23 protein-coding genes, 1 tRNA gene and 2 riboswitches are annotated in these 24,281 nt (G+C 67.1%); of the genes, 12 read left to right on the top strand and 12 right to left on the bottom strand.

Annotation, left to right across the window (positions count from 1 at the left end; genetic code table 11):
- Nucleotides 1-42: 42 nt before the first annotated feature.
- Both AZH51_RS18330 and AZH51_RS18325 read right to left on the bottom strand, forming a co-directional pair.
- On the bottom strand, nucleotides 43-843 hold the full coding sequence (locus AZH51_RS18330) for an amino acid ABC transporter ATP-binding protein (RefSeq protein ID WP_291526305.1): 801 nt from the start codon (nucleotides 841-843) through the stop codon (nucleotides 43-45).
- Nucleotides 840-1,829 (bottom strand): amino acid ABC transporter permease, encoded by a 990-nt coding sequence (locus tag AZH51_RS18325; RefSeq protein WP_291526304.1) that lies wholly within the window; start codon nucleotides 1,827-1,829, stop codon nucleotides 840-842. Before AZH51_RS18325 ends, AZH51_RS18330 begins: the two co-directional genes overlap by 4 nt.
- Before the next feature lie 50 nt (nucleotides 1,830-1,879).
- Nucleotides 1,880-1,989: riboswitch (SAM riboswitch) on the bottom strand.
- A 105-nt stretch (nucleotides 1,990-2,094) separates the two neighbouring features.
- On the opposite strand from AZH51_RS18325, the gene AZH51_RS18320 reads away from it, so the two are divergent.
- The 6 genes from AZH51_RS18320 to AZH51_RS18295 all read left to right on the top strand — a co-directional run bounded on the left by AZH51_RS18320 (nucleotide 2,095) and on the right by AZH51_RS18295 (nucleotide 7,491).
- Nucleotides 2,095-2,556 (top strand): Rrf2 family transcriptional regulator, encoded by a 462-nt coding sequence (locus AZH51_RS18320; RefSeq protein ID WP_367188075.1) that lies wholly within the window; start codon nucleotides 2,095-2,097, stop codon nucleotides 2,554-2,556.
- A gap of 90 nt (nucleotides 2,557-2,646) precedes the next feature.
- A riboswitch (SAM riboswitch) is annotated at nucleotides 2,647-2,757 on the top strand.
- Between the two features lie 44 nt (nucleotides 2,758-2,801).
- Entirely contained in the window at nucleotides 2,802-3,980 is a 1,179-nt protein-coding gene (locus AZH51_RS18315) for an LLM class flavin-dependent oxidoreductase (RefSeq protein WP_291526303.1), read from the top strand.
- Nucleotides 3,981-3,993: 13 nt separating this feature from the next.
- On the top strand, nucleotides 3,994-5,361 hold the full coding sequence (locus AZH51_RS18310; protein ID WP_291526302.1) for an NtaA/DmoA family FMN-dependent monooxygenase: 1,368 nt from the start codon (nucleotides 3,994-3,996) through the stop codon (nucleotides 5,359-5,361).
- Nucleotides 5,358-6,473: an LLM class flavin-dependent oxidoreductase gene (locus AZH51_RS18305; RefSeq protein WP_291526301.1), complete on the top strand. Its 1,116-nt coding sequence runs from the start codon at nucleotides 5,358-5,360 to the stop codon at nucleotides 6,471-6,473. The genes AZH51_RS18310 and AZH51_RS18305 overlap by 4 nt, the downstream gene beginning before the upstream one ends.
- Entirely contained in the window at nucleotides 6,470-6,982 is a 513-nt protein-coding gene (locus AZH51_RS18300; protein ID WP_291526300.1) for an NADPH-dependent FMN reductase, read from the top strand. Before AZH51_RS18305 ends, AZH51_RS18300 begins: the two co-directional genes overlap by 4 nt.
- Nucleotides 6,979-7,491: a flavin reductase family protein gene (locus AZH51_RS18295; protein ID WP_291526299.1), complete on the top strand. Its 513-nt coding sequence runs from the start codon at nucleotides 6,979-6,981 to the stop codon at nucleotides 7,489-7,491. Before AZH51_RS18300 ends, AZH51_RS18295 begins: the two co-directional genes overlap by 4 nt.
- Nucleotides 7,492-7,610: 119 nt before the next feature.
- Here the strand turns inward: AZH51_RS18295 and AZH51_RS18290 are convergent, their stop codons facing one another.
- Together AZH51_RS18290 and AZH51_RS18285 are read right to left on the bottom strand one after the other, a co-directional pair.
- Nucleotides 7,611-7,904, bottom strand: coding sequence for a hypothetical protein (locus tag AZH51_RS18290; protein ID WP_291526298.1), 294 nt, complete (start codon nucleotides 7,902-7,904; stop codon nucleotides 7,611-7,613).
- Between the two features lie 44 nt (nucleotides 7,905-7,948).
- A tRNA-Lys gene (locus tag AZH51_RS18285) sits at nucleotides 7,949-8,021 on the bottom strand.
- A gap of 198 nt (nucleotides 8,022-8,219) precedes the next feature.
- On the opposite strand from AZH51_RS18285, the gene AZH51_RS18280 reads away from it, so the two are divergent.
- Nucleotides 8,220-9,410, top strand: coding sequence for an alpha/beta hydrolase-fold protein (locus AZH51_RS18280; RefSeq protein ID WP_291526297.1), 1,191 nt, complete (start codon nucleotides 8,220-8,222; stop codon nucleotides 9,408-9,410).
- Here the strand turns inward: AZH51_RS18280 and AZH51_RS18275 are convergent.
- Nucleotides 9,397-10,638, bottom strand: a complete 1,242-nt coding sequence (locus AZH51_RS18275; RefSeq protein WP_291526296.1) for an MFS transporter — start codon at nucleotides 10,636-10,638, stop codon at nucleotides 9,397-9,399. The genes AZH51_RS18280 and AZH51_RS18275 overlap by 14 nt on opposite strands.
- Nucleotides 10,639-10,704: 66 nt before the next feature.
- On the opposite strand from AZH51_RS18275, the gene AZH51_RS18270 reads away from it, so the two are divergent.
- The 4 genes from AZH51_RS18270 to AZH51_RS18255 all read left to right on the top strand — a co-directional run bounded on the left by AZH51_RS18270 (nucleotide 10,705) and on the right by AZH51_RS18255 (nucleotide 15,292).
- Entirely contained in the window at nucleotides 10,705-11,616 is a 912-nt protein-coding gene (locus AZH51_RS18270; RefSeq protein WP_291526295.1) for a LysR family transcriptional regulator, read from the top strand.
- Between the two features lie 9 nt (nucleotides 11,617-11,625).
- Nucleotides 11,626-14,172 carry an RNA helicase gene (locus AZH51_RS18265; RefSeq protein ID WP_291526294.1) on the top strand — a complete coding sequence of 849 codons (2,547 nt, stop codon included), beginning with the start codon at nucleotides 11,626-11,628 and terminating at the stop codon, nucleotides 14,170-14,172.
- Nucleotides 14,173-14,176: 4 nt separating this feature from the next.
- Nucleotides 14,177-14,812, top strand: coding sequence for a hypothetical protein (locus AZH51_RS18260; protein WP_291526293.1), 636 nt, complete (start codon nucleotides 14,177-14,179; stop codon nucleotides 14,810-14,812).
- 198 nt (nucleotides 14,813-15,010) lie between these two features.
- A complete protein-coding gene (locus AZH51_RS18255; RefSeq protein ID WP_291526292.1) occupies nucleotides 15,011-15,292 on the top strand; it encodes a hypothetical protein in 282 nt (93 codons plus the stop codon).
- A gap of 103 nt (nucleotides 15,293-15,395) precedes the next feature.
- Here the strand turns inward: AZH51_RS18255 and pstB are convergent, their stop codons facing one another.
- The 7 genes from pstB to mshD all read right to left on the bottom strand — a co-directional run bounded on the left by pstB (nucleotide 15,396) and on the right by mshD (nucleotide 23,696).
- Nucleotides 15,396-16,172 (bottom strand): phosphate ABC transporter ATP-binding protein PstB, encoded by a 777-nt coding sequence (gene pstB / locus AZH51_RS18250; RefSeq protein WP_291526291.1) that lies wholly within the window; start codon nucleotides 16,170-16,172, stop codon nucleotides 15,396-15,398.
- Between the two features lie 14 nt (nucleotides 16,173-16,186).
- Complete coding sequence (gene pstA, locus AZH51_RS18245; protein ID WP_291526290.1) at nucleotides 16,187-17,107, bottom strand: phosphate ABC transporter permease PstA; 921 nt, start codon at nucleotides 17,105-17,107, stop codon at nucleotides 16,187-16,189.
- 55 nt (nucleotides 17,108-17,162) lie between these two features.
- On the bottom strand, nucleotides 17,163-18,179 hold the full coding sequence (gene pstC, locus AZH51_RS18240; protein WP_291526289.1) for a phosphate ABC transporter permease subunit PstC: 1,017 nt from the start codon (nucleotides 18,177-18,179) through the stop codon (nucleotides 17,163-17,165).
- 73 nt (nucleotides 18,180-18,252) lie between these two features.
- Entirely contained in the window at nucleotides 18,253-19,374 is a 1,122-nt protein-coding gene (gene pstS / locus AZH51_RS18235; RefSeq protein ID WP_291526288.1) for a phosphate ABC transporter substrate-binding protein PstS, read from the bottom strand.
- A 211-nt stretch (nucleotides 19,375-19,585) separates the two neighbouring features.
- Nucleotides 19,586-20,560 carry an NUDIX hydrolase gene (locus AZH51_RS18230; protein ID WP_291526287.1) on the bottom strand — a complete coding sequence of 325 codons (975 nt, stop codon included), beginning with the start codon at nucleotides 20,558-20,560 and terminating at the stop codon, nucleotides 19,586-19,588.
- Nucleotides 20,557-22,788 carry an RNA degradosome polyphosphate kinase gene (locus tag AZH51_RS18225; protein ID WP_291526286.1) on the bottom strand — a complete coding sequence of 744 codons (2,232 nt, stop codon included), beginning with the start codon at nucleotides 22,786-22,788 and terminating at the stop codon, nucleotides 20,557-20,559. Before AZH51_RS18225 ends, AZH51_RS18230 begins: the two co-directional genes overlap by 4 nt.
- Nucleotides 22,789-22,820: 32 nt before the next feature.
- Nucleotides 22,821-23,696 (bottom strand): mycothiol synthase, encoded by an 876-nt coding sequence (mshD, locus tag AZH51_RS18220; protein WP_291526285.1) that lies wholly within the window; start codon nucleotides 23,694-23,696, stop codon nucleotides 22,821-22,823.
- 87 nt (nucleotides 23,697-23,783) lie between these two features.
- Here mshD and AZH51_RS18215 point away from each other — a divergent pair, with 87 nt between their 5' ends.
- On the top strand, nucleotides 23,784-24,119 hold the full coding sequence (locus tag AZH51_RS18215; protein ID WP_291526284.1) for a DUF805 domain-containing protein: 336 nt from the start codon (nucleotides 23,784-23,786) through the stop codon (nucleotides 24,117-24,119).
- Nucleotides 24,120-24,281 lie beyond the last annotated feature (162 nt).

Here is a 24,281-nt window from a genome sequence, read left to right as displayed (position 1 = left end):
GGTGTGGTGCCGGGGAGGGGGGAATCGGTCGGAGCGGTCCCGCTACAGGACTGCGGACAGGAAAGCCTGCGTGCGGGAGTCCTGTGGGTCATCGAGAACCTCTGCAGGAGAGCCCTTCTCGACGATGTGACCGCCATCGAGGAAGACCACGGTGTCGGCCACCTCGCGGGCGAACGCGATCTCGTGGGTCACGATCGTCATCGTCATGCCGTCTGCCGCGAGGTCGCGGATCACCGCGAGGACCTCGCCGACCAGCTCCGGGTCGAGAGCACTCGTGGGTTCGTCGAAGAGCAGCAGCCGCGGGCGCATCGCGAGCGCGCGAGCGATGGCGACCCGCTGCTGCTGACCCCCGGACAACTGCGACGGATAGGAGTTCTCACGGCCGGCGAGGCCTACCCGCGCAAGGAGGTCGGACGCCGTACGGGAAGCATCGGTGCGGGACACGCCGCGCACGGACACGGGCGCTTCGATCAGGTTCTCCAGCACGGTCAGGTGACCGAAGAGATTGAACTGCTGGAAGACCATGCCGAGGTCGGCGCGCTGGCGGGTGATCTCGCGCTGGTGGCGTTCGACCAACCGGCCGCGGTGCTCCCGGTAGCCGATGATCTGCCCGTCGATCTCGACGTAGCCACCGTCCGGCTTCTCCAGGTGGTTGATACACCGCAACAGGGTTGACTTGCCCGATCCGGAGCGGCCGATGAGCACGGTCACGTCCCCGGTGTGCACGTCGAGGTCGATGTCCTCCAGAACGGTCTGCAACCCAAAGGCCTTGTGCAGCCCCCGGATTCGCAGCAGCGGGTCGCCGACTTCACGCAGCCGGCCGGTCGTCGCGGTGGCGGTCATGCGCCCACCCCCGCGTCGATCCGGGCGTTCTTGCTGCGGTAGGGCAGCAGCGGCAGCCCGGAGCGGAACACCTCACGCAGCGAGCGCACCTCGCGCCGGTGGCTGCGGTTGTAGTGCCGCTCGATGAAGTACTGCAGCACCGAGAGGGCAGTGGTGATGATGATGTACCAGAGCGTCGCCACGATGAGCAGTGGCACGACCTGGAAGTTGTCGTTGTAGATCAACTGCGCGGAGTAGAGCAGATCCTGCACCGCGATCACACTGACGATGGCTGTGGCCTTGACCATCCCGTTGGCCAGGTTGCCGCTGGCCGGGATGATCGCCGGCATGGCCTGGGGCAGCACGATCCGGCGGAAGATCCGGCGACGAGACAGGCCCAGCGCTTCGGCGGCCTCGGTCTGACCGCGGTCGACCGACAGCAACCCGCCACGCACGACCTCGGCCGAGAAGGCGGCCACGTCGAGGGTCAGCGCGATGAAGGCGGCGATGATCCCGGAGAACAGGTTCGCGGTCTGCACGGAGGCGAACTCCGGGCCGAACGGGATGCCGATCGACAGTCGCGGGTAGAGCGAGGCGAGCTGGAACCAGAAGAGCACCTGCACGATCGCCGGCACCGAGCGCACGATCCAGACGAAGGTGAAACTCACGCTGCGCAGGATCGGGTTGCTGGACAACCGCATCGCGGCCAGGGCGATCCCGAAGAGATAGCCGACCACGAAGACCGACGCCGACAGGGCCAGGGTCAGGCCGAGCCCGCGCAGGATCGAGGGCGCCGTGAAGTACTGCGCGACAATGCCCCACTGGAAGCGTTCGTTGGTGATCAGCGTGTTGATGAACATCGCGACGAGTACGACGACAACCGCGGCCGCGAACCATCGGCCGGGTCGGGGTGCCGAGACGAGTCGCGCGGTGCGTAACGGGTCGCCGTTCTCGACAGACGATGTCCGCGAGGTGTCGGTCGACGCGTCGGCATCGAGCAGGGTCATGATCGAATTACCTTCCGGATCAATCGCATTCGGACGATGCCGGTTGCGATGGCATGCGCTTGTGGGCCGGGTTGGCTCACCGGGTCGTCACCTGGGGCACCCCACCGCCGCGGAGGGTTGCCGGTCAGCAAGCCAGGGCTTGTCGCTGACGCTCATAACCAAACGTGAGGTTAGGTCAAACGTCGCGGCATGGCAAATGCCTAGTGATCCGATGGGTGTTGGCGGAGACGGTTAGGCTGGCGTTAGAACCCTGCGTTGACGGAGGATGGCCGTGCAGATCTCGGCGAAAAGTGACTACGCCGTGCGTGCTGCCCTGGAGATGGCGGCCCGCGCTCCGGACCTGCTGACGATCGACGCGATCGTCGAGGACCAAGGGATGCCACGCAAGTTCGTCGAGGCCATCCTGGGCGACCTGCGCCGGGCCGGAATCGTGCGCACCCAGCGTGGCTGCGCCGGCGGCTACACCCTCGCCCGGCCGGCCTCCGAGATCGCGATCGGTGACATTCTGCGGGCCGTGGACGGGCCCCTCGCGGAGGTGCGGGGCCTGCGGCCGCATGAGACGACGTACGGCGGGGTGGCCAGCCACCTGCCCGACCTGTGGGTGGCCGTCCGGTCCAGCCTGCGACAGGTACTGGACGAGGTGACGCTGCAGCAGTTGCTCACCGGGTCGTTGCCGGCGAAGGTGCGCCGGCTCAACGACGTCGAGGACGCCTGGCTCCCGCGTTAGACCTGCTTCTGGCGCCCTGCGAGACCGGATATATCCCACTCTGGATGTAGGGATTAGACATTACGGCTGCTTTGTTCTAGCCTCACAAATGGTTATGAGTGTCAGCGTCAAGCCCTGGCTTGCTGACCGGCAACCCTCCTACGCGGTGGGGTGCTCCAGGTGATGACCCGGTACGTCCGACCGGACGTGCAAGCGCGATGTGCATGGCGGCACCAACCCGCCGTGCACCGAGAGATGGGACACCCATGTCTGACCTTCACCTGGCCGTAGCTCTCGACGGCGCCGGTTGGCACCCCGCCGCCTGGCGGGAGGCCGATGCCCGGCCCGGCGAGCTGTTCACCGCCCGCTACTGGACCGATCTGGTGCAACAGGCCGAGCGGGGACTGCTCGATCTGGTGACGATCGAGGACGGCTTCAGCCAGCAGGCTGACCACCACGAGGCGGCCAGCGACCGGACCGACCGGGTCCGGGGCCGGTTGGACGCCAACCTGGTCGCGGCCCGCGTGGCACCGACCACCTCGCACATCGGTCTGCTGCCGACGGTGGTGGCTCCGCATACCGAGCCGTTCCACGTCTCCAAGGCGATCGCAACTCTGGACTACGTCAGCACCGGTCGTGCCGGTGTGCGAGTGCGTTCGAGTATCAGCCCGCAGGAGTACGCCAACGTCGGGCGCCGTCCCGCACCGGAACTGCCCGGGGATGGCGTGCCCGCGGCATTGACCCGCACCCTCTTTGCGGAAGTCGAGGACTACATCGAGGTGCTGCGGCGGCTCTGGGACAGCTGGGAGGACGACGCGGAGATTCGCGACGTCGAGACAGGGCGCTTCGTCGACCGGGAGAAGTTGCACTACATCGACTTCGAAGGAGCGCAGTTCAGTGTGCGGGGCCCGTCGATCACGCCGCGACCGCCCCAGGGTCAACCACTGGTCTCGTTGCTGGTGCACCAGCAGGCCGGGTACGAACTGCTCGCTCGCAGTGCGGATCTGGGTTTCGTCACCCCGACCGATGCTGCGGACGCCCACAACATCTCCACCGCGGTCCGCGCCGCCACGGCACAGGTCGGCCGGACCGCGGGGGAGGTCCACCTGCTCGGCGACATCGTCGTCTTCCTGGACGACACGTACGCCGCCGCTACCGCTCGCAAGGAGCGACTCGACGTACGTAACGGGGATGAATTGCGCAGTGACGCAACGGTATTCGTGGGTACACCAGACGAGCTCGCCGATCTGATCCTGGACTGGCAGTCCGCCGGCCTGGACGGCGTGCGCCTGCGTCCGGGTGCGCTGCCGCACGACCTGACCCAGATCACCGACGTTCTGGTGCCTGAACTGCAACGCCGCGGAGCGTTCCGGACCGGGTACGACGCCACGACCCTGCGCGGGCACTTCGGCCTGGCCCGGCCCGCCAACCGCTACGCCGCCTGAGAGGACACCGGACATGAGCAAACAGATCCACCTCGCCGCGCACTTCCCCGGCGTGAACAACACGACCGTGTGGAGCGACCCCCAGGCGGGTAGCCACATCGAGTTCGACTCCTTCAAGCGCTTCGCGCAGATCGCCGAGCGCGGGAAGTTCGACTTCCTCTTCCTAGCCGAGGGCCTGCGGCTGCGGGAGCAGAACGGCAGGATCTACGAACTGGATGTCGTCGGTCGGCCGGACACCTTCACGATCCTCGCGGCGCTCGCCGCCGTCACCGAGCACCTGGGACTGACCGGCACGATCAACTCGACGTTCAACGAGCCCTACGACGTGGCAAGGCAATTCGCGTCATTGGACCACCTGTCCGGTGGGCGCGCGGCCTGGAACGTCGTGACCTCCTGGGATGCGTTCACCGGTGAGAACTTCCGCCGCGGTGGCTTCCTGCCGCAGGACCAGCGCTACGAGCGGGCCCGGACGTTCCTGCAGACGGCCGCCGAGCTCTGGGACTCATGGGCACCGTCGGATCTGCTGGCGGACCCCGACTCCGGGCAGTTCGTGGCACGGGCCGACGCCGGTGCCTACGGTCACCACGACGACCACTTCGACATCAGCGGCCGGTTCAACGTGCCGTCGCCGCCGCAGGGCCGCCCGGTCATCTTCCAAGCCGGCGACTCCCACGACGGCCGGGAGTTCGCGGCGTCGTCGGCCGACGCGATCTTCAGCCGGCACGGCACGCTGGAGGACGGCAAGGCCTTCTACGAGGACGTGAAGGGGCGGCTGGCGAAGTACGGCCGTCGCCGCGATGACCTGCTGATCCTGCCGGCCGCGACGTTCGTCCTGGGCGATACCGATGCCGACGCGCAGGAGAAGGCGCACGAGGTGCGTCGGCAGCAGGTCAGCGGGCAGACCGCGCTGCGGTTCCTGGAGCAGCTGTGGAACCGCGACCTGTCCCACTACGACCCGGATGGTCCACTGCCGCAGGAGGATCCGGACCTCGGCGAGCACACCATCGCGCGTGGTCGGGCCAGCGTCCGCCGGCACGACGACATTCTGGAGACTGCTCGCTCCTGGCGGGCGAAGGCCGAGGCAGAGAACCTGTCCATCCGGGAACTGATCATCGAGGTCACTGCGCGGCAGAACTTCATCGGTTCCCCGCAGACCATCGCCGACACGATCAACGACTACGTCCAGCAGGACGCCAGCGACGGTTTCATCCTGGTGCCGCACATCACCCCCGAGGGTCTGGCGCCGTTCGTCGACCAGGTGGTGCCGTTGTTGCAGGAGCGCGGGGTGTTCCGCACCGACTACGAAGGCGGCACGTTGCGGGAGAATCTCGGACTGCGCCCGCAGACCGAGCAGGGCATCGTGCGAGGGGTTGCTTCGTGAGCACGCCACTATCGGTGCTGGATCTGGTGCCGATCTCGACCGGATCGTCGGCACCGGAGGCGCTGCGCAACAGCATCGACCTCGCCCAGCGTGCGGAGTCGCTCGGGTACGCCCGCTACTGGTTCGCCGAGCACCACCTCAACCCCGGGGTAGCCGGGACCTCGCCGGCCGTCGTGCTCGCGTTGGTGGCCGGTGCGACCTCGAACATCCGGTTGGGTTCGGCCGCAGTGCAATTGGGTCACCGTACGGCGCTGTCGACGGTTGAGGAGTTCGGCCTGTTGGATGCGCTGCACCCGGGTCGCTTCGACCTCGGGCTGGGCCGTTCTGGCGGGAAGCCGCCGGGCTCGGAGACCCGCACGCCGGAGCATCCGGAGGGGCAGATCCTGGATAACGGCTTGGTGATCCCGCCGGCCTTCGACTACTCGCAGTTGCTGGGCTCACCGCGGATCGCGCTGTCGCAGGCGCTGTTGAAGCAGCCCGGGGCAACGTCGCAGCCCTACACCGAGCAGGTCGCGGACATCCTGGCCCTCATCGCTGGGACGTACCGGGCCGACAACGGTGAAGAGGCCCACGTGATCCCGGGTGAGGGCGCCGATCTGCAGATCTGGATCCACGGCAGCAGTGCGGGGGAGAGTGCCCACGTCGCGGGCGCCAACGGGTTGCGCTTCGGTACGAACTACCACGTGGCGCCGTCCGGGGTGTTGGAGGCGGTCGCCGCCTACCGCGAGGCGTTCGTTCCGAGCGCAACGCTCGGGGCGCCGTACGTCATCGTCTCGGCAGATGTGGTCGTGGCCGAGGACGACCAAGCCGCAAGGGATCTGGCGGCCGGGTACGGACCCTGGGTGCGGTCGATCCGCACCGCACAGGGGGCCATCCAATTCCCCACCACGCAGGAGGCACGGGAGCTGCCCTGGGGGCCGGAGGATGCGGCCCTGGTCGCCGACCGGGTGGACACGCAGTTCGTCGGGACGCCGGAGAAGGTGGCCGACCAGTTGGCCGCTCTGCGCGACGCGACCCAGGCCGACGAGCTGTTGATCACGACCATCACGCACGACCATGCGGACCGCGTGCGGTCCCTGGAACTACTGGCGAAGGAGTGGCAGCAGCGATGAGCGTTGTTGTGGTGGTAGGCAATCCGAAGCCCAAGTCCCGGACGCTGTCGGCTGCTTCGCTCGTGGCCGAGAAGGTGGCCGGCCGTCCGGCGGACACGGTGATCGACCTGGTCGACTTCGGCGCGGACTTGCTGGACTGGTCCTCGGCGGACGTCGCGGCGGCGGTGGAGCAGGTGCAGCAAGCCACCGTCGTGGTCTTCGCGAGTCCGACCTACAAAGGCAGCTACACCGGTCTGCTCAAGCTCTTCCTCGACCGGATCGGCGGTGGTGCGCTACGCGAGGTCACGGCAATCCCGGTCCTCCTCGGTGGCGACCTGCGGCACTCGCTGGCCCCGGAGGTGTTCCTCAAGCCGGTTCTCGCGGAGTTGGGCGCTTCGAGCCCCACCCGCGGCCTGTTCATCATCGACAAGACCTGGGAGGACTCCCCGGAGTTGGCGGCGTGGTTGCAATACGAAGAGCCGGTGCTGGAGCGCATCCGGGCCCGTCTCGAGGCAAAGGCAGCGGCATGACCGTGTACGACATCACTAATGGTCGGCCACGCCCGGCCTTCGACACGGCCCGCCTGCGGCAGGTCTTCGGGGCCTTTCCAAGCGGTGTCACGGCGGTTGCCGCGATCGTGGACGGCGTGCCGCACGGCCTCGCGGCGAGTTCCTTCACGTCGGTGTCGCTGGATCCTGCCCTGGTCTCAGTATGTGTCGCGCAGACGTCGACAACCTGGCCGGTGCTGGAGCGGGCGACCAAGCTCGGCGTCAGCGTGCTGTCAGCGGACCAAGAGCACGAGACAACGGTGCTGTCCACCAAGGGAATTGACCGGTTCGCGCAACTGGACTGGCAGCAGACGCCCGAGGGTGGCGTGCTGATCGAGCGGGCCTCGGCGTGGTTCGAAACCTCGGTGCACCAGGTCGTGCCGGCCGGCGATCACTTCATCGTGTTGCTGAAGGTGCACGATCTGGACATCGATGAGGCCGCGCATCCGCTGATCTTCCACGGCAGCACCTTCCGCCGCCTCGCGGTCTAGCGCCAGCCCTCTTCGCCGACGCTCTTGCCGTTGTCGCAACCTGGCCACCAGGTGTGAGTGGGTCGCGTTGTTCGTACCCCAAAACCTGACCCCATTTTCGAGGTGTGCGGGAACGATTATCAGCTGTCAGAACTCAGGGGGTCGACCTGAATTTCAACGCCACGCAGAGGGCTGTCCGATGTAGATATCTCGGTGGATCCGAGGAAGACTCGATCGGGATACGTGAGCACGGAGATGTTGTACTTCGCGTTCGGCGTGAGCAGCAGACTCCATCGCCCGTCCGCATCCGAGATCTTCGCGATTTCCAGAACCTCCGCCTCGAGAGTCAGGCCGACCGGGGATATGAAGCAGATAGGGAAAGGTCTCTCCGGAAACCCCACCAGGGCGCCGGTCACATGGACGTAGCCAGGCATGGAGTCTCAGCCTCCACTTGAATTCGTTGATGAAACACTGAGGGTGGGCCCCCCGGGGCTCGAACCCGGAACCTACGGATTAAAAGTCCGCAGCTCTGCCAATTGAGCTAGAGGCCCGTACGGCGATCGCGGGCTCCCAGCGCCGCTCACCGTGCCGGGCCAGCGTAGTCGGCGCACGTCGTACGGGCACAATCGAGGCGGCACTTGAGGCGGCACTCCAGGCGCAGACAACAGCCTGGAAGCGCCCACAGCAGACGTCCAGGAAACGTCCAGATCAACGAGGCACGCTGTCCGCGACGCGGAAGGGCGGTCAACGTGGAACCGGATAGTGGCGCACTGGTTGCGCTGTGCTGGATCGTGGCGATTCTGGCCATCATCGGATCAGTGGTGCTGGGGGTCCAACTGACCAAACGCAATCCCCTCACCTTCGTCATCCGGCTTGTTGCCCAGGTCGTGACCTGTGCCCTCGCGGTCCTCGCGGTCGCCGCCACCCTCAACGCCCAGAACGACTGGTACGCGGACTGGGCCGACCTCGGCAACGACCTGGTCGGCAACGGCCTGCCGGCGGGGACCGTGGAGCAGGCGGGAATGGCGGTGCGCAACTTCAACCCCGCGCAAGAGGCCGCCACGAACCGCACCGCCGAGGATCGCTACGGCGCTGAGCGCAAGCACGAACAGGCCTCGCTGCACCTCATAGCCGACCCGGGTCAGGGTGGCCAGGAGGTCACCGTGCAGATCCCCGGCCGTGGCGATGGCGCGGTCGGCGAGGTCAAGGTCTGGTTGCCGCAGGCGTACACCAATCCCGCACAGCAGACCCGCACCTTCCCGGTCATCGAGGCATTCCAGGGGATTCCGGCCACCGACAACTCGTGGTTCAAGGTGGCTCACCTGGGCGAGACGATCGGTCAGTTGGCCGCCGAGCATGAACTCAACCAGGCCATCGTCGTCTCCCCGGAGGTGACACCGGGCGGGCTCGACACTGAGTGCGTGAACGGTGGCGGCCGGTATGAAATGGAAACCTGGCTCACCAAGGAGATCCCGGAGTGGATCGTGCAGCACTTCCGGGCTTCCGCTGATCGCAACGGCTGGGCGACCATCGGGTACAGCGCGGGCGCCTGGTGCGCGATCATGGCGGCCACCCTGCATCCTCAGACGTACGGCGCTGCCATCGTTCTCGGCGGATACTTCCAACCGCTGTGGGGCAAGTGGCGCCCGTTCAAGAAGACGCCCGCGAAGTACAACGTGCTGGCAACCGCCGAGCACCACTCGCCGCCGATCTCGGTCTGGATCGAGGTCTCCGGCAAGGACACTCTCTCGGGGCCCCGCAGCCAGCAGTTCGTGAAGTACGCCAAGCCCCCGATGGCGGTGACCTCGGTGACCTATCCGGATGCAGGACACCGGTTCTCCGTGTGGATGGCCGCCTACCCGCACGCGCTGCTCTGGCTCAGTCACGCACTACCCCAGTTCGCGCCCAACAGCACGGACGCAGTGATCAGTTCGCCGTGATGTGATGCTGGGCGGCGACGACGGAGACCGTCTTGCGCGACGCGTGCAGATGCAGCCCGGCGGCAACGGCCAGCGCTGCGACGGCGCCGATCACCACCGCCGCCCACCCGTCGTGCACGAACAGCGTCGTGGAGCCGGTGGATCCGATACTGCTGCCGACGTAGTACGCCGTCAGGTAGAGCGCTGACGCGGTCGACCGGGCGTGCGGAGGCGCGAGCAACGACACGCTGCTGGAAGCTGTCGTGTGGCCGATGAAGAACGCGCCCGTGATGATCGCGACTCCGATCAGGATCACCAGCAATGACCCGGACAACGTCAACGCGAACCCGACCACGAGCAGGGCGATGGCACCCAGCACCGTCCGGCGAGCGCCGTACCTGCTGACCACCACCCGGGTGCGCGCGGTAGCGATGGTGCCGATCACGTAGAGCAGGAAGATCGCGCCGGCCTGCCCCGCGGACAGGTTGAACGGCGCCTGTTGCACGCGCACTCCGAGGGCGGTGTATGCGGCGGCGAAGCAGCACATCAGCAGTGCGCCGGTGGCGCACCAGACCCACACGCCGGGGGTGCGCAGCGAGTCCCGCGCGGCCTGCCGCATCCGCACGTCGGCTCCCGGTACGACGACCGGCCCGTCCGTGCCCGGCTGCGGCTTGGGGCGCAGGAAGAGTAGGAGAACTCCGCACACCAAGCACACCGCACTCATCACGAACAGGCCGACCTGCCAGTTGGCCACATCGGTCAACAGGCCCGGCAGCACGCGGGACAACAATCCACCGATCGTGTTGCCTGCCAGGTAGATTCCGGTCGCGTCGACAACGGCGATCGGGTCCACGCGGTGAGCGATGAGGGCCAGGGCAGCCGCGGGCACCGCGGAGATCAGGAAGCCCTGGGCGAAGCGGCCGGCGATCAACCAGCCGAGCGTCGGTGCGAAGGGGACGAGCAGACCGACGGCGGTCGCGGCCAGCAGGAACGCGGTCATCTTCACGAAGTAGCCGCGGCGCAGAGCCACGGTGCTCAGCGGGATGAAACCGATCGCCATCCCCAGTGTCGTCGCCGACACGGTCCAACTGGCATCGGTCTCCGAACTGCCGTAGGTCGCGGCGATCTGCGGCAGCAGGCCCTGGGTGTTGTACATCATCAGGAAGATCGCGATGCCGACCAGGAACACGGCGATCATCAGCCGCCGGTAGGGCGCCGACCCGCGGGTGAAGAGGTCCTGGTTGCTCACCGTTCTGGTGTACCCCGGTGGTGGTCGTTCCGTCCAATGATGGAATGGCACCGATATCATCAGCAAGTGGATGAGTTGACGACGTTGGCACCGGAGCTGGCCGCGTTCAAGGCTGCCGCTGAACAAGGCCACATCACCCGCGCCGCCGCGGAACTCGGCATCCCCCAGTCCACGATGAGCCGCCGGATCAAGACTCTCGAACGCGTGCTCGGGCAGGCCCTGGTGCAGCCGCACGGACGCGGGATGGCTCTCACCCCTGCGGGCCGCAGCCTGCTGCCGGGACTGAGCCGCGTCCTGGATGACCTGGATCGGGAGTTCGCCCGGCTGCGCGGCGAGGCAGATCCGGAGTCCGGCCTGGTCCGCTTCGGCTTCCCCCTCACCGTCGGCCCGCGCAGCACACCTGCGCTGCTGGCCGGGTTCTACGCCGAAGCGCCGCGGGTGCGGCTGATCCTGCACCAGGGTCACGGCGGCGCCATGCTCGATGAGGTGCGCGACGGCCGTCTGGACCTGGCGATCGTCACTCCGCCACCGGACGACCTCGATGTCGTCCCCCTCGGTTACCAATACCTCCAACTCAACGTGGGTGCCCGTCACCGGCTGGCGAAACGACGCAGCGTGCGCATCGCCGAACTCGCCGACGAAGCATTCATCGCCGGCCCCACGACGTACTCCGTGCGTCGGTTGGCCGATCAGTGGTGCCTGGCCGCGGGGTTCCGACCCCGGATCATTTTCGAGGGCAGCGAGATCGAGACGCTGCGCGCCCTCGTCGCCCAGGGTCTGGGCGTCGCCCTGCTGCCGCCGGCTGAACTCCGCCATGAGGGGCTGGTCGAGATCCCGCTCGCCGGCGGCACGTACCGACGCCAGATCGCGCTGGTGTGCGCCGACCCCGCCACCCTGTCCCCGGCGGCGCTGCGGCTACGCGCCTATCTGGCGGACCGGCGCGACCAGATCGGGGTTGCACCACGTGGGAAGGGATGATGGGTGGTGATGACCCTCACCGACGCGATCCCGTCACCTGCCGATCCCGATGCGCTGTACGCCGTGTTCACGGCCTGGGTGCGCGAGCGCGGCCTCACGCCGTACCCCCACCAGGAGGAGGCGGTGCTGGAGCTACTCAGCGGCGCCAACGTGATCCTGGCGACCCCGACGGGATCCGGTAAGTCACTGGTGGCGCAGGCGGCGTGCTTCATGGCGCTGGCCGCGGACCGGGTCAGCTTCTACACCGCGCCGATCAAGGCACTGGTCTCCGAGAAGTTCTTCGAGATGGTCAGCATCTTCGGTGCGGACAACGTCGGCATGATCACCGGCGACGCCTCCGTCAACGCGGACGCGCCGATCATCTGCTGCACCGCCGAGATCCTCGCGAATATCGCTCTGCGCGAGGGGGGTACGGCGGACGTGGGGTTGGTCGTCATGGACGAGTTCCACTTCTACTCCGAACCGGACCGAGGCTGGGCGTGGCAGGTGCCGCTGCTGGAGTTGCCGCAGGCGCAGTTCCTGTTGATGTCCGCGACGCTCGGCGACGTGACCCGTTTCGAGGAGGACCTCACCGCCCGCACCGGTCGTCCCACCGCGACCATCACCGGGGTCGATCGACCGGTGCCGCTGTCCTACGCCTGGTCGGTGGAGCCGCTGCCGGAGCTGTTGGCGGAGTTGATCAAGACCGACCAGGCCCCGGCGTACGTCGTGCACTTCACCCAGGCTGCGGCACTGGAGCAGGCCCGGTCCCTGTTGACCACACCGGTCGCGACGAAGGAGCAGCGGGCGGCGATCGCGGCCCGGATCGTCGACTTCCGGTTCAACGCCGGCTTCGGCAAGACCCTGAATCAGTTGGTGCGTCACGGGATTGGCGTGCACCACGCGGGGATGCTGCCCAAGTACCGCCGTCTGGTGGAGCAGCTGGCCCAGGAAGGATTGCTGCCGGTCATCTGCGGAACCGACACCCTCGGTGTCGGCATCAACGTGCCGATCCGGACGGTCGTCTTCACCGGTCTGGCGAAGTTCGACGGGTCGCGGCAGCGCATCCTCAAAGCCCGTGAGTTCCATCAGATCGCCGGTCGCGCGGGCCGGGCTGGCTTCGACACCTCGGGAACGGTGATCGTGCAGGCGCCGGAGCACGTCATCGAGTTCGCGCGAGCGGTGGCCCGCGCAGGCAACGACGCCAAGAAGTTGCGCAAGGTGCAGCGCAGCAAACCCGCTGAGGGAGAAGTGATCTGGTCGGAGGAGACGTTCGACAAACTGGTCGCCGCGGAGCCCGAGCCGCTGCAGTCGCGGATGCAGATCAATCACTCGATGATGCTGAATCTCATTGCCCGCGAGGGCGATCCGTTTACTGCGGTCCGAAGACTGTTGCGCGACAACCACGAGGACACCCGCCGACAGGTCCGGTTGACCCGGCAAGCGATCGCGCTCTACCGCGAGCTGCTGGCCAGTGGGGTCGTGCGTCGACTCGACCAGCCCCTGGCCGACGGCCGGCAGGTGGAGTTGGTGACCGCGCTGCAGGACAGCTTCGCGCTGAACCAGCCCCTGGCGCCGTTCGCCCTGGCGGCGTTGGACCTGCTGGACGAGACGGCACCGGACTACGCGCTTGATGTGGTCTCGGTCATCGAAGCGATCCTGGAGGACCCGCGACCGATCCTGTTGGCACAACGCCACAAGGCCCGCGGCATTGCGATCGGTCAGATGAAGGCCGACGGCATCGAGTACGACGAGCGCATGGAGTTGCTGGAGGAGATCAGTTGGCCCCAGCCGCTGGCCGAGCTGCTCGAAGCGGCCTTCGAGACCTACCGGTCCGCCCAGCCGTGGGTGCCACTGGAAGCGCTGTCACCGAAGTCTGTTGTGCGGGAGATGTACGAAAACGCCTGGAGCTTCGGCGATCTCATCGCCCAGTACCAGATCGGCCGCTCCGAGGGCGTGGTGCTGCGTTATCTGTCCGATGCCTACCGGACGCTGCGCGACACCGTGCCGGACGCGCGCAAGACCCCTGAACTGACTGATGTGATCGAGTGGCTCGGAGAGACCGTGCGCCAGACCGACTCGAGTCTGCTCGATGAGTGGGAGGCCCTGCTGCATCCCTCCGAGGCGGCTGGCGCACAGGTCGGCGGGCCCCCGCCACCCCCGCGACGGTTCACCGCGACGAAGGCTTTCGAGATCGGCGTACGCAACGCGATGTGGCGTCGGCTCGAACTGGCCGCCCGACGGGACGTCGACGGGCTGCTCGCGTTAGAGGCCAACCTGCCCGCCCTCACCGACCCGCCCGTCGAGCCGGTCATGGACGCCGAGGCCTGGCGGTCCGATCTGGGCGCCTACTACGCCGAGCACGAGGAGATCGTGACGGACGCGGACGCCCGTAACTCGTCGTACCTGCAGGTCGAGCGGCAGTCCGAGGCCTGGTTGGTGCGCCAGGTGATCGCAGACCCGCAGGGGGACCGGGATTGGGGCATTGACGGGTACGTCGATCTGCTGGCCTCCGACCACTCTGGGCAAGCCATCATCCTGGTCCAAGGTCTCAACAGATTCGATCACTTACCCTGAGGTGGTGAGCGAGGATGAGCGCCGACCGCGCCGGCCGACCCCGACGGGTCTTGGCAAGTTCGATGCCTTCGTCGGCAATGTCGACCCAGCAGATGTCAGTGAGGTCGCCCATGAGACCGCGGCGGTGCTCGTAGGGACCGGGCGGGCCGAGCATGATCCCGAACTGACCACCCGCCTGGTCCATCTCGTCGACGAACTTGGCCTGTCGACAGTGGCCGCTTTGTGGTCGGCGCAACCCGCGGTGAGCCTGCCGGGGTGCCTGTGGCGGATGTACGTACTGCGTGAGTGGGTGCAGCGCAACCCGGTGGAATTGTCGGCCGACTACCGCAGCGGTCTGGCGCACGCGTCGGTGTCCCACGCGGTCGCCGGCGCGTCCGAACCACCCGATCCTGCCGCGATGGTCACGCTCAGTGACGCGATCCTGACCGGAGTGTTCGATGGCGACCTGGCTGTCGCGTTGGAGCGAGCCGCGGCCTTCTGCCGGGTGATCTCGATCGGGCGGGCGCACCGGGCCGACGATCACGACGGGGTCGATGACACCCTGGCGAGCGCGCAAACCCGTAGTGCGGCGGCGTTGTTGTCGACGGCGCAGGATCTGACGCGGTGTGCCGCGGCCTGGCGTAACGGGCGCCTGGACTAAAAGTAGCTGCGTCGGGCCGGGAGCGCCTCACGGCGCGAGGCCGCTCGTAGCGGCTTATGTTGGGACCCGGGGCTGCCGCGGCCCGACGCACACTCACCCTAACCGCTGGTGCCGGCCAGATGTTCCCAACGGGCGAGCATGGTGTGGGTCACGTGACCCACGTAGTCGTGGCGCAGTCCTGCGAGGCATGATGCTGCTGTGGCAAAGGGGAGCAGTTCCAAGGGGAGGAAGGGTGGCAGCGAGCACGAAGTCGTCGAGCTGCCGCTGAAGGGCAAGGCGAAGGATGACCCGCCGGCTCAGGACGTCGGCAGTTTCACGTTCGGCTACTGCACCAGTTGCGACTGGCGCGGCCGGGCCCGCCGGTCACGGGACAAGGCCCGTGAGGAAGCCCGCGAGCACCGGGCCGAATGCGACGGCAAGGGCAAAGTGCACGTGGGCGCCACCGACACCAAGAAGGTCGGCGACCTGCCGCTGCCCTGACCGTTGTCCTTTAACCGAATTGAACTGGTCGACTCCTTGCGCTCCGCTACGGCCGCCGACTCGGCTTACGCCTCGTCGACAACCTGCGCTGCACGCTGCGTCGTCACCCGAAGCGACCGGAGATGTAGTCCTCCGTCGCCTTCTCCGTCGGGTTGTTGAAAATCGTCTGGGTGTCGTCCATCTCGATCAACTTGCCCGGCTTGCCGGTGGCAGCGAGGTTGAAGAACGCCGTCCTGTCCGAGACCCGCGAGGCCTGCTGCATGTTGTGGGTGACGATGACGATCGTGTAGTCGTCCTTCAGCTTGGTCACCAGGTCCTCGATGGTCAGCGTCGAGATCGGGTCCAGCGCTGAGCACGGTTCGTCCATCAGCAGCACCTGCGGGTTGACGGCGATCGCCCGCGCGATGCACAGCCGCTGCTGCTGGCCGCCGGACAACCCGGCGCCCGGCTTGTCGAGACGGTCCTTGACCTCGTCCCACAGCCCGGCGCCCTGCAGCGATTCCTCGGTCGCCTCTGCGAGCTTCTTCTTGTCCTTGATCCCGTTGAGGCGAAGACCGGCGGTGACGTTGTCCTTGATAGACATGGTGGGGAAGGGGTTGGGGCGCTGGAAGACCATGCCGACCGTGCGGCGTACGCCGACCGGGTCGACACCGGGGGCATAGAGGTCCTGGTCGTCGAGCATGACCGATCCTTCGACGTGCGCGCCCGGGATGACCTCGTGCATCCGGTTCAGGGTGCGAAGGAACGTGGACTTCCCGCAGCCGGACGGGCCGATGAACGCGGTGACCGAGCGGGGCTCGATCGTCATCGTGACACCCTCGACGGCTTTGAAGTCGCCGTAGTAGACGTTGAGGTCTTTGACGTCGATGCGTTTTGCCATGAGTGCTTCCTAGCTCAGTTCTTGACTTTGGCGAATCGGCCGACGAACCGGCCGAGAAGGTTGATGGCCAGCACCAGCACGATCAGGGTGCAGGCGGCGCCCCACACGCGGTCGGCGGCTATCGGCACGTTGATGTTGGCCAGCTGCGAGTTGATCATCGTCGGCAGGGCGGCCATCGACCCGCTGAACGGGTCCTGGTTGAGGTACTGCGTGTAGGCCGCAAGGAGCAGCAAGGGCGCCGTCTCGCCCATGACCCGGGCCAGACCCAGCAGGGCGCCGGTGATGATGCCCGACAACGAGGTGGGCAACACGATCCGGGTGATGGTCTTCCACTTGGGCACACCGAGCGCGTAGGACGCCTCGCGCAACTCGTTGGGAACCAGCTTGAGCATCTCCTCGGTGGAGCGGGTGACGACCGGGATCATCAGCAACACCAGGGCGAGGGACGCCACGACCGGGATCAGGGAAAGACCGAAGGTGGTCACCCACACCGCGTAGAGGAACAACGCGGCGACGATGGACGGCACACCGGACAGGATGTCGACCATGAAGCTGACCGCGCGGGCCAATTTGCCGCGGCCGTATTCGACCAGATAGATCGCGGTCAGGACGGCGATCGGGATGGCGATGACCGCGGTAACTCCCGACATGATCAGGGTGCCGATGATGGCGTGCCGGCCACCGCGGACGTTCGTGTCGAAGGCAGGGGCACCCGCACCCGACTGGTCCTTCATCCACCAGGTCGGGCTCAGGATCACGTGCAGACCGCGGGACAGCACGATCCACAAGATCCAGGCCAGCGGCACCAGGGCAAGGAGGAAGGCACCCCACATCACGGAGGTCGCGATGACGTTCTTCGCGGCACGACTGCCCGATTTCGGGCTGAGGTCGATGCTCGATTTGGGGCGGACAGCGTCGGAGGAGATGGCAGCCATTGGTTCGTCCTTACTCATCGGCTGTCTGCGAATCGAAGTGATCGGCGCTGGGCGGTCATTCGCTGAACGCCTTCCGGCGCTCGATGATGATCCGCGCGATGGCGTTGACCAGGAACGTGAGGATGAACAGCACCAGGCCGGCCGCGATGTAGGCGCCGGTCTGCAGCGGGGTTCCGAACTCGGAGACGTCATTGGCGATCTTGGAGGCGAACGTCTCACCGCCGTTGAACAGAGAGGCCGTCCACTTCGCGCCGACCGGCAGCGAGGAGACGATGTAGAGCACGGCGATGGTTTCACCGAGGGCCCGGCCCAGGCCGAGCATGGAGGCGCTGATGACGCCGGGCTTGCCGAACGGCAGGACCGCGGTGCGGATCATCTCCCACTTGGTGGCGCCGAGCGCCAGCGCGCCTTCGATGTGGGTGGTCGGCGTCTGGGCGAACACCTCGCGGGAGACGGCGGTGATGATCGGCAGGATCATGATCGCCAGCACGACACCCACCAGGAAGATGGTGGTACCGCCGGACACGCCTGCGACCGGCGCGAAGATGGGGATCCAACCGAGCTTGTCGGCCAGGAAGTTCTGGAACGGCTCCGACCAGGGCGCCACGATCAGCAGACCCCACAACCCGTAGACGATCGACGGTACGGCGGCCAGCAGGTCGATCAGCGCCGCACCCGGGCGGGCGAGCCACTTGGGCGCGTAGTGGGTCAGGAACAGCGCGACCGCGATGGAGAACGGTACGGCGATCACCAGGGCGACGGCGGACGTCGCCACCGTGGTCCACAGCAGCGAGGCGATACCGAAGCTCATGCTGCCGGGCGGTGAGGTCACCCAGTCGGTGGAGGTCAGGAAGTTCGCGTGGTTCTTCAGCAGCGCGGGGATCGCCTGCCACAGCAGGAACAGTCCGATCGCGATGACCAACGCCACGACGGTGACCCCGGCGCCGGTGGACAGGAACGCGAAGACCTTGTCCCCGAGCCGGCCGGTCGAGGCGTTGTCACCGTCAAGCGGCGAACGCCCTCCCGGCTCGGGGGTTTCGTCGACGATCGAACGGCCAGTGATCGAACTCATGGGAAATGAACTCTCCTAGGGAACAGGCCCGCGAGGTGCCATTTTTGCACTTCGCGGGCCTGTCTCAGCTAGATCAGGAGATCGCGGCGACCGCGGTCTGGACCTTGCTCTGGATGTCGGTCGGCAGCGGCGCCGAACCAACCTTGGTCAGCGTGCTCTGGAAGTCGTTGCTGGCCATGTAGCTCAGGAACGCCTTGACGGCGCTGCCGGTGCTGGCGTTGGGGTACTTGGAGCAGACGATCTCGTAGGTCACCAGGATGATCGGGTAGGCCCCGGCCTCCTTGGTGGCGTAGTCCAGCTTCAGCTTGAGGTCGTTGCCGCTGCCATCGATCTTCGCGGCCGCGACGGCCTTGCCCGCAGAGTCCGCGGTCAGCTCGACCGGGCCGGAGCCGTTGTCGACCGAAGCCATCTTCAGGTTGTTGGTGATCGCGTAGGACCACTCGACGTAACCGATGCCACCGTCGGTCGACGCGACCGCCTGGCTGACACCCGCGCTCTTGGCCTTGCCCTGGCCGACCTTGCCGGTCCAGGACTTGGAGTGCTCGGCCGGCCAGTCGGCCTTGGCCGCAGTGTTGAGGTACTTGGTGAAGTTGTCCGTCGTGCCGGAGGAGTCCGAGCGGAAGAAGACGCTGATCGCGGTGTCGGGCAGGGAGACACCGGAGTTCTCCTTGGCGATCTCCGGGTCATTCCACTTGGTGATCGCGCCGCTGAAGATCTTCGCGATCGTGCTGGCGGTCAGGTTCAGCTTGTCGACGCCCTTGACGTTGAAGGCGACGGCGATCGGGCCGGTGACCATCGGGATGTTCCAGGCCTCGGAGCCGCACGCGGCCTTGGCCTTGTCGGGCTCACCCTTGTCAGCGTTCAGCGCGGAGTCGGAACCGGCGAAGTCGGCATTCTTGGCGATGAACGCAGTCACACCGGCGCCGGACCCGGTGCCGTTGTAGGAGACCTTGGCGCCGGAGCACTTCTGCCCGAAGCTGGCGATCGCCTGGTCCATCGCGTTGCCCTGGGCGGTGGAACCCTCGCCCTTCAGGGTGCCGGTGAAGCAGTCGCTGGCTCCGCCACCGGTGCCAGTGCCGGTGCCGCCGGGGGCGGCGCTGGTGTTGGTGTCGTTGCTCGCGCTGCCACAGGCGGCCAGGGCGAGGGCGGCGACGACGGCCACGCTCCCGGCGCGACCGATGCGGGTGATCTTCAAGTCAGTTACCTCTCTAGGTCGGCACGGGCGTGTCGACCGTGCGCTGCCGGCGACGGGCGTGGTGGAACCCGGCGTCGTGACCTGACGGTAGGGATGGCGGGTGACCAGATCCGGTGCGAAAGGTGAACGGAGAATGAATGAATCGCGGCGCCTTGATGTCAGCTAGGCGGCCTGTGAGTGAGGTCTCGTTGAACGGATGGTCAAGGAAGAGTCAAGGCGTGTGCGCCGGGCGATTGCGCTCGACCGAGACGACCACGGCAGCGTCCCCGGCCCCGGCGACGTGGCAGATCAGTGCTTCGCCCTTGTCCATCGCATCGGCGGCGACATCGGTGGCTAGTTCCCGCAGGGTGCGCTGCGCTGTCGAGTCGGCTCGCGCGCGGTCGGCGAGTACGTCCAGGATCGCCGGCAGCACCGGCCGGTGAGTACAGACCGCAACCGTCGCCCCTCGGTCCAGGAGGTGCTTGGCGATCGCGCCCGCGCGGCCCGGGTTGGCCTCGAAACCCTCCTCGGACAAGCGTTTTCGCCGCTCGATGGGAAGGTGTTGGCTACCGGCGAAGGGGCGCACTGTGCCCATGCAGCGCTTGGCGGGGGAGCTGATCACGCGAGGCACGGCGTACGCCGATAACACCCCGACCAGTCGCCGGGACTGGTCGCGCCCCTCACCGTCGAGGGGACGGTCGATGTCCCGCCCGTTCCAGTGCTTGCGTCCGACCGACTCCCCATGGCGTACGACGATGAACGGCCAGGTCTCCAACTCACCTCGTCCGTCGGCTTCCAACAGCGCCTGTAACTGCCGGGCGTCCCGCTCGTAGGAGAGGCGCTCGCGGGCGGCGCGCGGGCTCAACCAGGCCACTTCGTCGACTTCGTGCGTCAGTCGCCCTTTGCCGGCTACCGACTGCGCGGCCCAGTAGCGGACCTCTTTGACGCCGCCGCGGGGCATCGAATACACCGATTTGGGCAGGGGCACCCCGACGCGGGGTCGCAGGCCGGTCTCCTCACGGGTCTCGCGGGCCGCAGCCTCGACCCAGCCCTCACCCGGGTCGAGCTTGCCCTTGGGCCAGGACCAGTCGTCGTACCGCTGCCGGTGCACCAGCGCGACCTCGATACCCGCGGAGTGGTCGACCCGGCGCCACAGCAGGGTTCCTGCCGCGGCGACGATGCGGGGGCGATCGGTCTGCGCGGTCACCGGCGACGGGCCCGGCGGCGGCGCTTGCTGTACTCCGCGATGAGCCCCGCCTGCAGATCAGCGAGGGGCTGGCCGTCCGGTGCCAGATTGTGTCGTTCCCACAACCCGTCGCCACCGAGGTGCCACGAGGAGGTGGCATCGGACATGCCGTTGTCGATCAGGCCGGCCAGTTCGCTGAGGTGCCGGGGTGAACTGATCCGCACCAACGCCTCGACGCGCCGGTCCAGGTTGCGGTGCATCATGTCGGCGCTACCGATGTAGGTGACATCGCCCTCGCCCTCGACCGCGAACCGGAAGATCCGGGAGTGTTCCAGGAAGCGGCCGAGCACCGAGCGCACCCGGATGGTCTCGGACAGTCCGTCGACGCCGGGACGGATGGCGCAGATGCCGCGGACGAAGATGTCCACCGGGACACCGGCCTGGGAGGCGCGGTAGAGCGCGTCGATGATCTGCTCGTCGACCAATGAGTTGATCTTGAACTGGATCCGCGCGTCCTTGCCTTCCCGCTTGGCCGCGATGACGCGATCGATCTGTTCGACCAGGCCGTTGCGCATCGAGCGCGGGGCAACCAGCAGTCGCTTGAACTTGCTGCGTGGGGCCATGCCCGACAACTGGTTGAAGAGGCGTGACAGGTCCTCACCGACCTCCGGATCGCAGGTCAGCAGACCCAGGTCTTCATAAAGGCGAGCGGTTTTCGGGTTGTAGTTGCCGGTGCCGACATGGCAGTAGCGGCGCAGGGTATCGCCCTCCTGGCGCACGACCATCGACAGTTTGGCGTGCGTCTTCAGCCCCACGATCCCGTAGACGACGTGGACACCGGCGCGCTCCAGCTTCCGGGCCCAGGAGATGTTGTTCTCCTCATCGAAGCGGGCCTTGATCTCGACGACGGCCAGGACCTGTTTGCCGGCGTCGGCGGCGTCGATGAGGGCGTCGATGATGGGGGAGTCGCCGCTCGTGCGGTAGAGCGTCTGTTTGATGGCCAGCACCTGGGGGTCGGCGGCGGCCTGCTCCAGGAAGGCCTGCACCGAGGTGGAGAACGAGTCGTAGGGGTGGTGCAGCAGCACGTCCCCGCGGCGCATCGCGGCCAGGACGTCCGGTTGGCTGGACCGCTCGACCGGCGCCAGGTCGGGGTGGGTCATCGCCACGAACGGCGGCCAGCGCAACTCGCTGCGGTCCAGGTCGGCCACGACGTTGAGGCCGGTCAGGTCCAGCGGCTCGGGCAGTCGGTACACCTCACCGTCGTGGACACCGAGTTCGCGGACCAACAGGTCCAGGACGTGGTCATCGATGTCGTCGGCGACCTCGAGGCGGACCGGCGGACCGAACCGGCGCCGGGTGAGTTCCTTCTCCAGCGCGGTGAGCAGGTTCTCGGCGTCGTCCTCCTCGACCTCCAGGTCCTCGTTGCGGGTGACCCGGAAGGTGAAGTGCTCGCGCACCTCCATCCCGGGGAAGAGGTGCTGCAGGTGCTCGGCGATGACGTCCTCGAGGGTGACGAACCGTGCGTCGTAGAGGTCGTCGTCGCCCTCGGCGGTCGGCAACCTGAGTAGTCGCGGCAGCAACGGGGGGACCTTGACCCGGGCGAAGTGCTCCCGCTCGGTCTTGGGGTTGATCAGGATCACCGCGAGATTCAGCGACAGGCCGGAGATATAGGGGAACGGGTGCGCCGGGTCGACCGCCAGCGGCGTCAGCACCGGATAGATCTGCTGGCGGAAGAGAGTGGACAGGTGCTCACGATCGGTCTCGGTCAACTCGTCCGGCCGCAGGATGCGCACCCCCTCATCGGCCAGTGCCGGGCGGATGTGCACCTGGAAGACGCCGGCGTGTGCGTCCATCAACTGGTGGGCAGCGCGGGAGATCTCATCCAGCACCTCGCGCGGCTCCAGACCGGACGCGGAGCGCACCGCGAGGCCGGTGGCGATGCGGCGCTTCAGGCCGGCCACCCGCACCATGAAGAACTCGTCCAGGTTGCTGGCGAAGATCGCGAGGAACCGGGCGCGTTCGAGCAACGGAACGCCCGGATCCTGGGCCAACTGCAGGACCCGCTCGTTGAACTGCAGCCAGGAGATCTCCCGGTCGAGGAACCGGTCGTCGGGCAGATCGGTGTCGCCTGGTTGCACGACTGGGGTTGCGACTCTGATGAACCGGCCGTTGGCACCGCGCGCTCGATGCTGGACCCGCTGCGAGAGCCGGGTGAGGGACGCTTCGCTGGCAGACGGTTCGGTCGACATGGTCCCTATCGTGTCAGGCGGTCGTGGCCATGTCAGCGGGCGTATTGCTCGTCGACCGCCGCGGGGGTGAAACCCAGTCCGCGATAGGTCGCCAGCGCCGCGTCGTTGTCCCCCTCGACGTACAAAGAGATGCGGTCAACTCCCTTGTCGCGCAGGTGGGCCAGCCCCGCTGCGGTGATGAACTTGCCCAGGCCGTGCCCCTGGTACGCCGGGTCGACAGCGACCACGTAGACCTCCCCTTCGGCGGGCTCGGCGGGTTCAATCTTGGTCCAGTGCGATGCGGCCAGGCGGCCTTCGCCATCACGCAGTAGCAGCAGGCCGTGTGGATCGAACCACGGCTCGGCGATGCGCTGCTGCAGATCAGCCATCGTCATCCGGCCCTGCTCGGGGTGGTAGTCGAAGGCGGTCTTGTTCAGGGCCAACCAATCCTCCGCATCTCGGTCGGTGTCAAAGGTTGTCAACGAAAAACCTTGCGGCACAGCAGGATCGGTGATTTCAGGATCACCGTCGACCGGTCGGGCGAGCTTCAGCAGGGTCCTGATCCGGCGCAGGCCGGCCGCGGTGGCCAGCGGGTGGGCACCGGGCAGATCGCCGTGCGCCCAGACGTGTGCGTCGGGATGCTGGCTCAGGATGCGTGACAGCAACTCCGTGCCCAAACCCTTGCGGCGGTGCTCCGGGTCGACGACCAGTTCTGCGCTGCCGTCCGGCAGGACGATCCCGGCCGCCAGCAGCTGCTCGGTGGGGTCGAAGGTCAGGTGCGCGATCGGCGTACCTGCGGGGGCGTGGTCGGGGGTGGCATCCGGCAGCGCCAGCCGGGTCGCCTCCGAGAAGGGCGCTACCCCGTCCGCGTGTTCCGCGCGGTCGGCGAGGGCGCGGATGGCGGACACGGTGTCGGCGTTGATCGGCATCTCCCGATTCCACCACGTGACTGCCACCATAATTCGGTCATGTCATTCTCCCAGGCGATCCGCACCTGCTTCAGCAAGTAATTCACGTTGTCCGGCCGCGCGGGTAAAGCCGAGTTCTGGTGGTTCGCGTTGCTGTGGTTCATCGTGGACGCGGTGCTGGGCGCAGCGCAGGGCGCGTTCGATGAGAGCAAGGCCCCCGGCGCGATCATCGTGCTGCTCCTGGGGCTCTTTGCGCTGGCGCTGATCGCCCCGTTCATCGCCGTGACGGTGCGCCGGTTGCACGACGTCGGACGCACCGGCTGGTGGTGGTGGCTGCACTTCATCCCGATCATCGGGACCATCGTGCTGGTCATCTTCTGCGTGGGTGAGAGCCAGGGACCCAACCAGTACGGCCCGGGACCCGAACCGGCGATCGCTGCCTGACTTACCTACTTTGGAACGGGATCTACCGCGCAACTCGGCTGGTTCAGGCGGTGGGTGCAACACGAACCGTGGAGGTTGTGTTGCGAGATTTGTCTGCAGAGCGTCGTCGGGCGTTGCGGTTGTTGTCGCAGGGTATGAGCGCTGAGCAGGTCGCGCGTGGTG

This window comes from Branchiibius sp. NY16-3462-2, from assembly GCF_001594145.1.
Taxonomy (GTDB): domain Bacteria; phylum Actinomycetota; class Actinomycetes; order Actinomycetales; family Dermatophilaceae; genus Branchiibius.
Note: the sequence above shows the minus strand (reverse complement) of the source record. Positions and strands in the feature narration are given on the sequence as shown.

Bases quoted from the DNA above. Each gene is read 5' to 3' on its own strand.
- pstB (WP_291526291.1), bottom strand. From the start codon at position 16,172: ATGGCAAAACGCATCGACGTCAAAGACCTCAACGTCTACTACGGCGAC.
- AZH51_RS18325 (WP_291526304.1), bottom strand. From the start codon at position 1,829: ATGACCCTGCTCGATGCCGACGCGTCGACCGACACCTCGCGGACATCG.
- mshD (WP_291526285.1), bottom strand. From the start codon at position 23,696: ATGCCGATCAACGCCGACACCGTGTCCGCCATCCGCGCCCTCGCCGAC.
- AZH51_RS18290 (WP_291526298.1), bottom strand. From the start codon at position 7,904: ATGCCTGGCTACGTCCATGTGACCGGCGCCCTGGTGGGGTTTCCGGAG.
- pstC (WP_291526289.1), bottom strand. From the start codon at position 18,179: ATGAGTTCGATCACTGGCCGTTCGATCGTCGACGAAACCCCCGAGCCG.
- AZH51_RS18295 (WP_291526299.1), top strand. From the start codon at position 6,979: ATGACCGTGTACGACATCACTAATGGTCGGCCACGCCCGGCCTTCGAC.
- pstA (WP_291526290.1), bottom strand. From the start codon at position 17,107: ATGGCTGCCATCTCCTCCGACGCTGTCCGCCCCAAATCGAGCATCGAC.
- AZH51_RS18330 (WP_291526305.1), bottom strand. From the start codon at position 843: ATGACCGCCACCGCGACGACCGGCCGGCTGCGTGAAGTCGGCGACCCG.
- AZH51_RS18320 (WP_367188075.1), top strand. From the start codon at position 2,095: ATGGCCGTGCAGATCTCGGCGAAAAGTGACTACGCCGTGCGTGCTGCC.
- AZH51_RS18225 (WP_291526286.1), bottom strand. From the start codon at position 22,788: ATGTCGACCGAACCGTCTGCCAGCGAAGCGTCCCTCACCCGGCTCTCG.
- AZH51_RS18265 (WP_291526294.1), top strand. From the start codon at position 11,626: ATGACCCTCACCGACGCGATCCCGTCACCTGCCGATCCCGATGCGCTG.
- AZH51_RS18315 (WP_291526303.1), top strand. From the start codon at position 2,802: ATGTCTGACCTTCACCTGGCCGTAGCTCTCGACGGCGCCGGTTGGCAC.
- AZH51_RS18310 (WP_291526302.1), top strand. From the start codon at position 3,994: ATGAGCAAACAGATCCACCTCGCCGCGCACTTCCCCGGCGTGAACAAC.
- AZH51_RS18300 (WP_291526300.1), top strand. From the start codon at position 6,470: ATGAGCGTTGTTGTGGTGGTAGGCAATCCGAAGCCCAAGTCCCGGACG.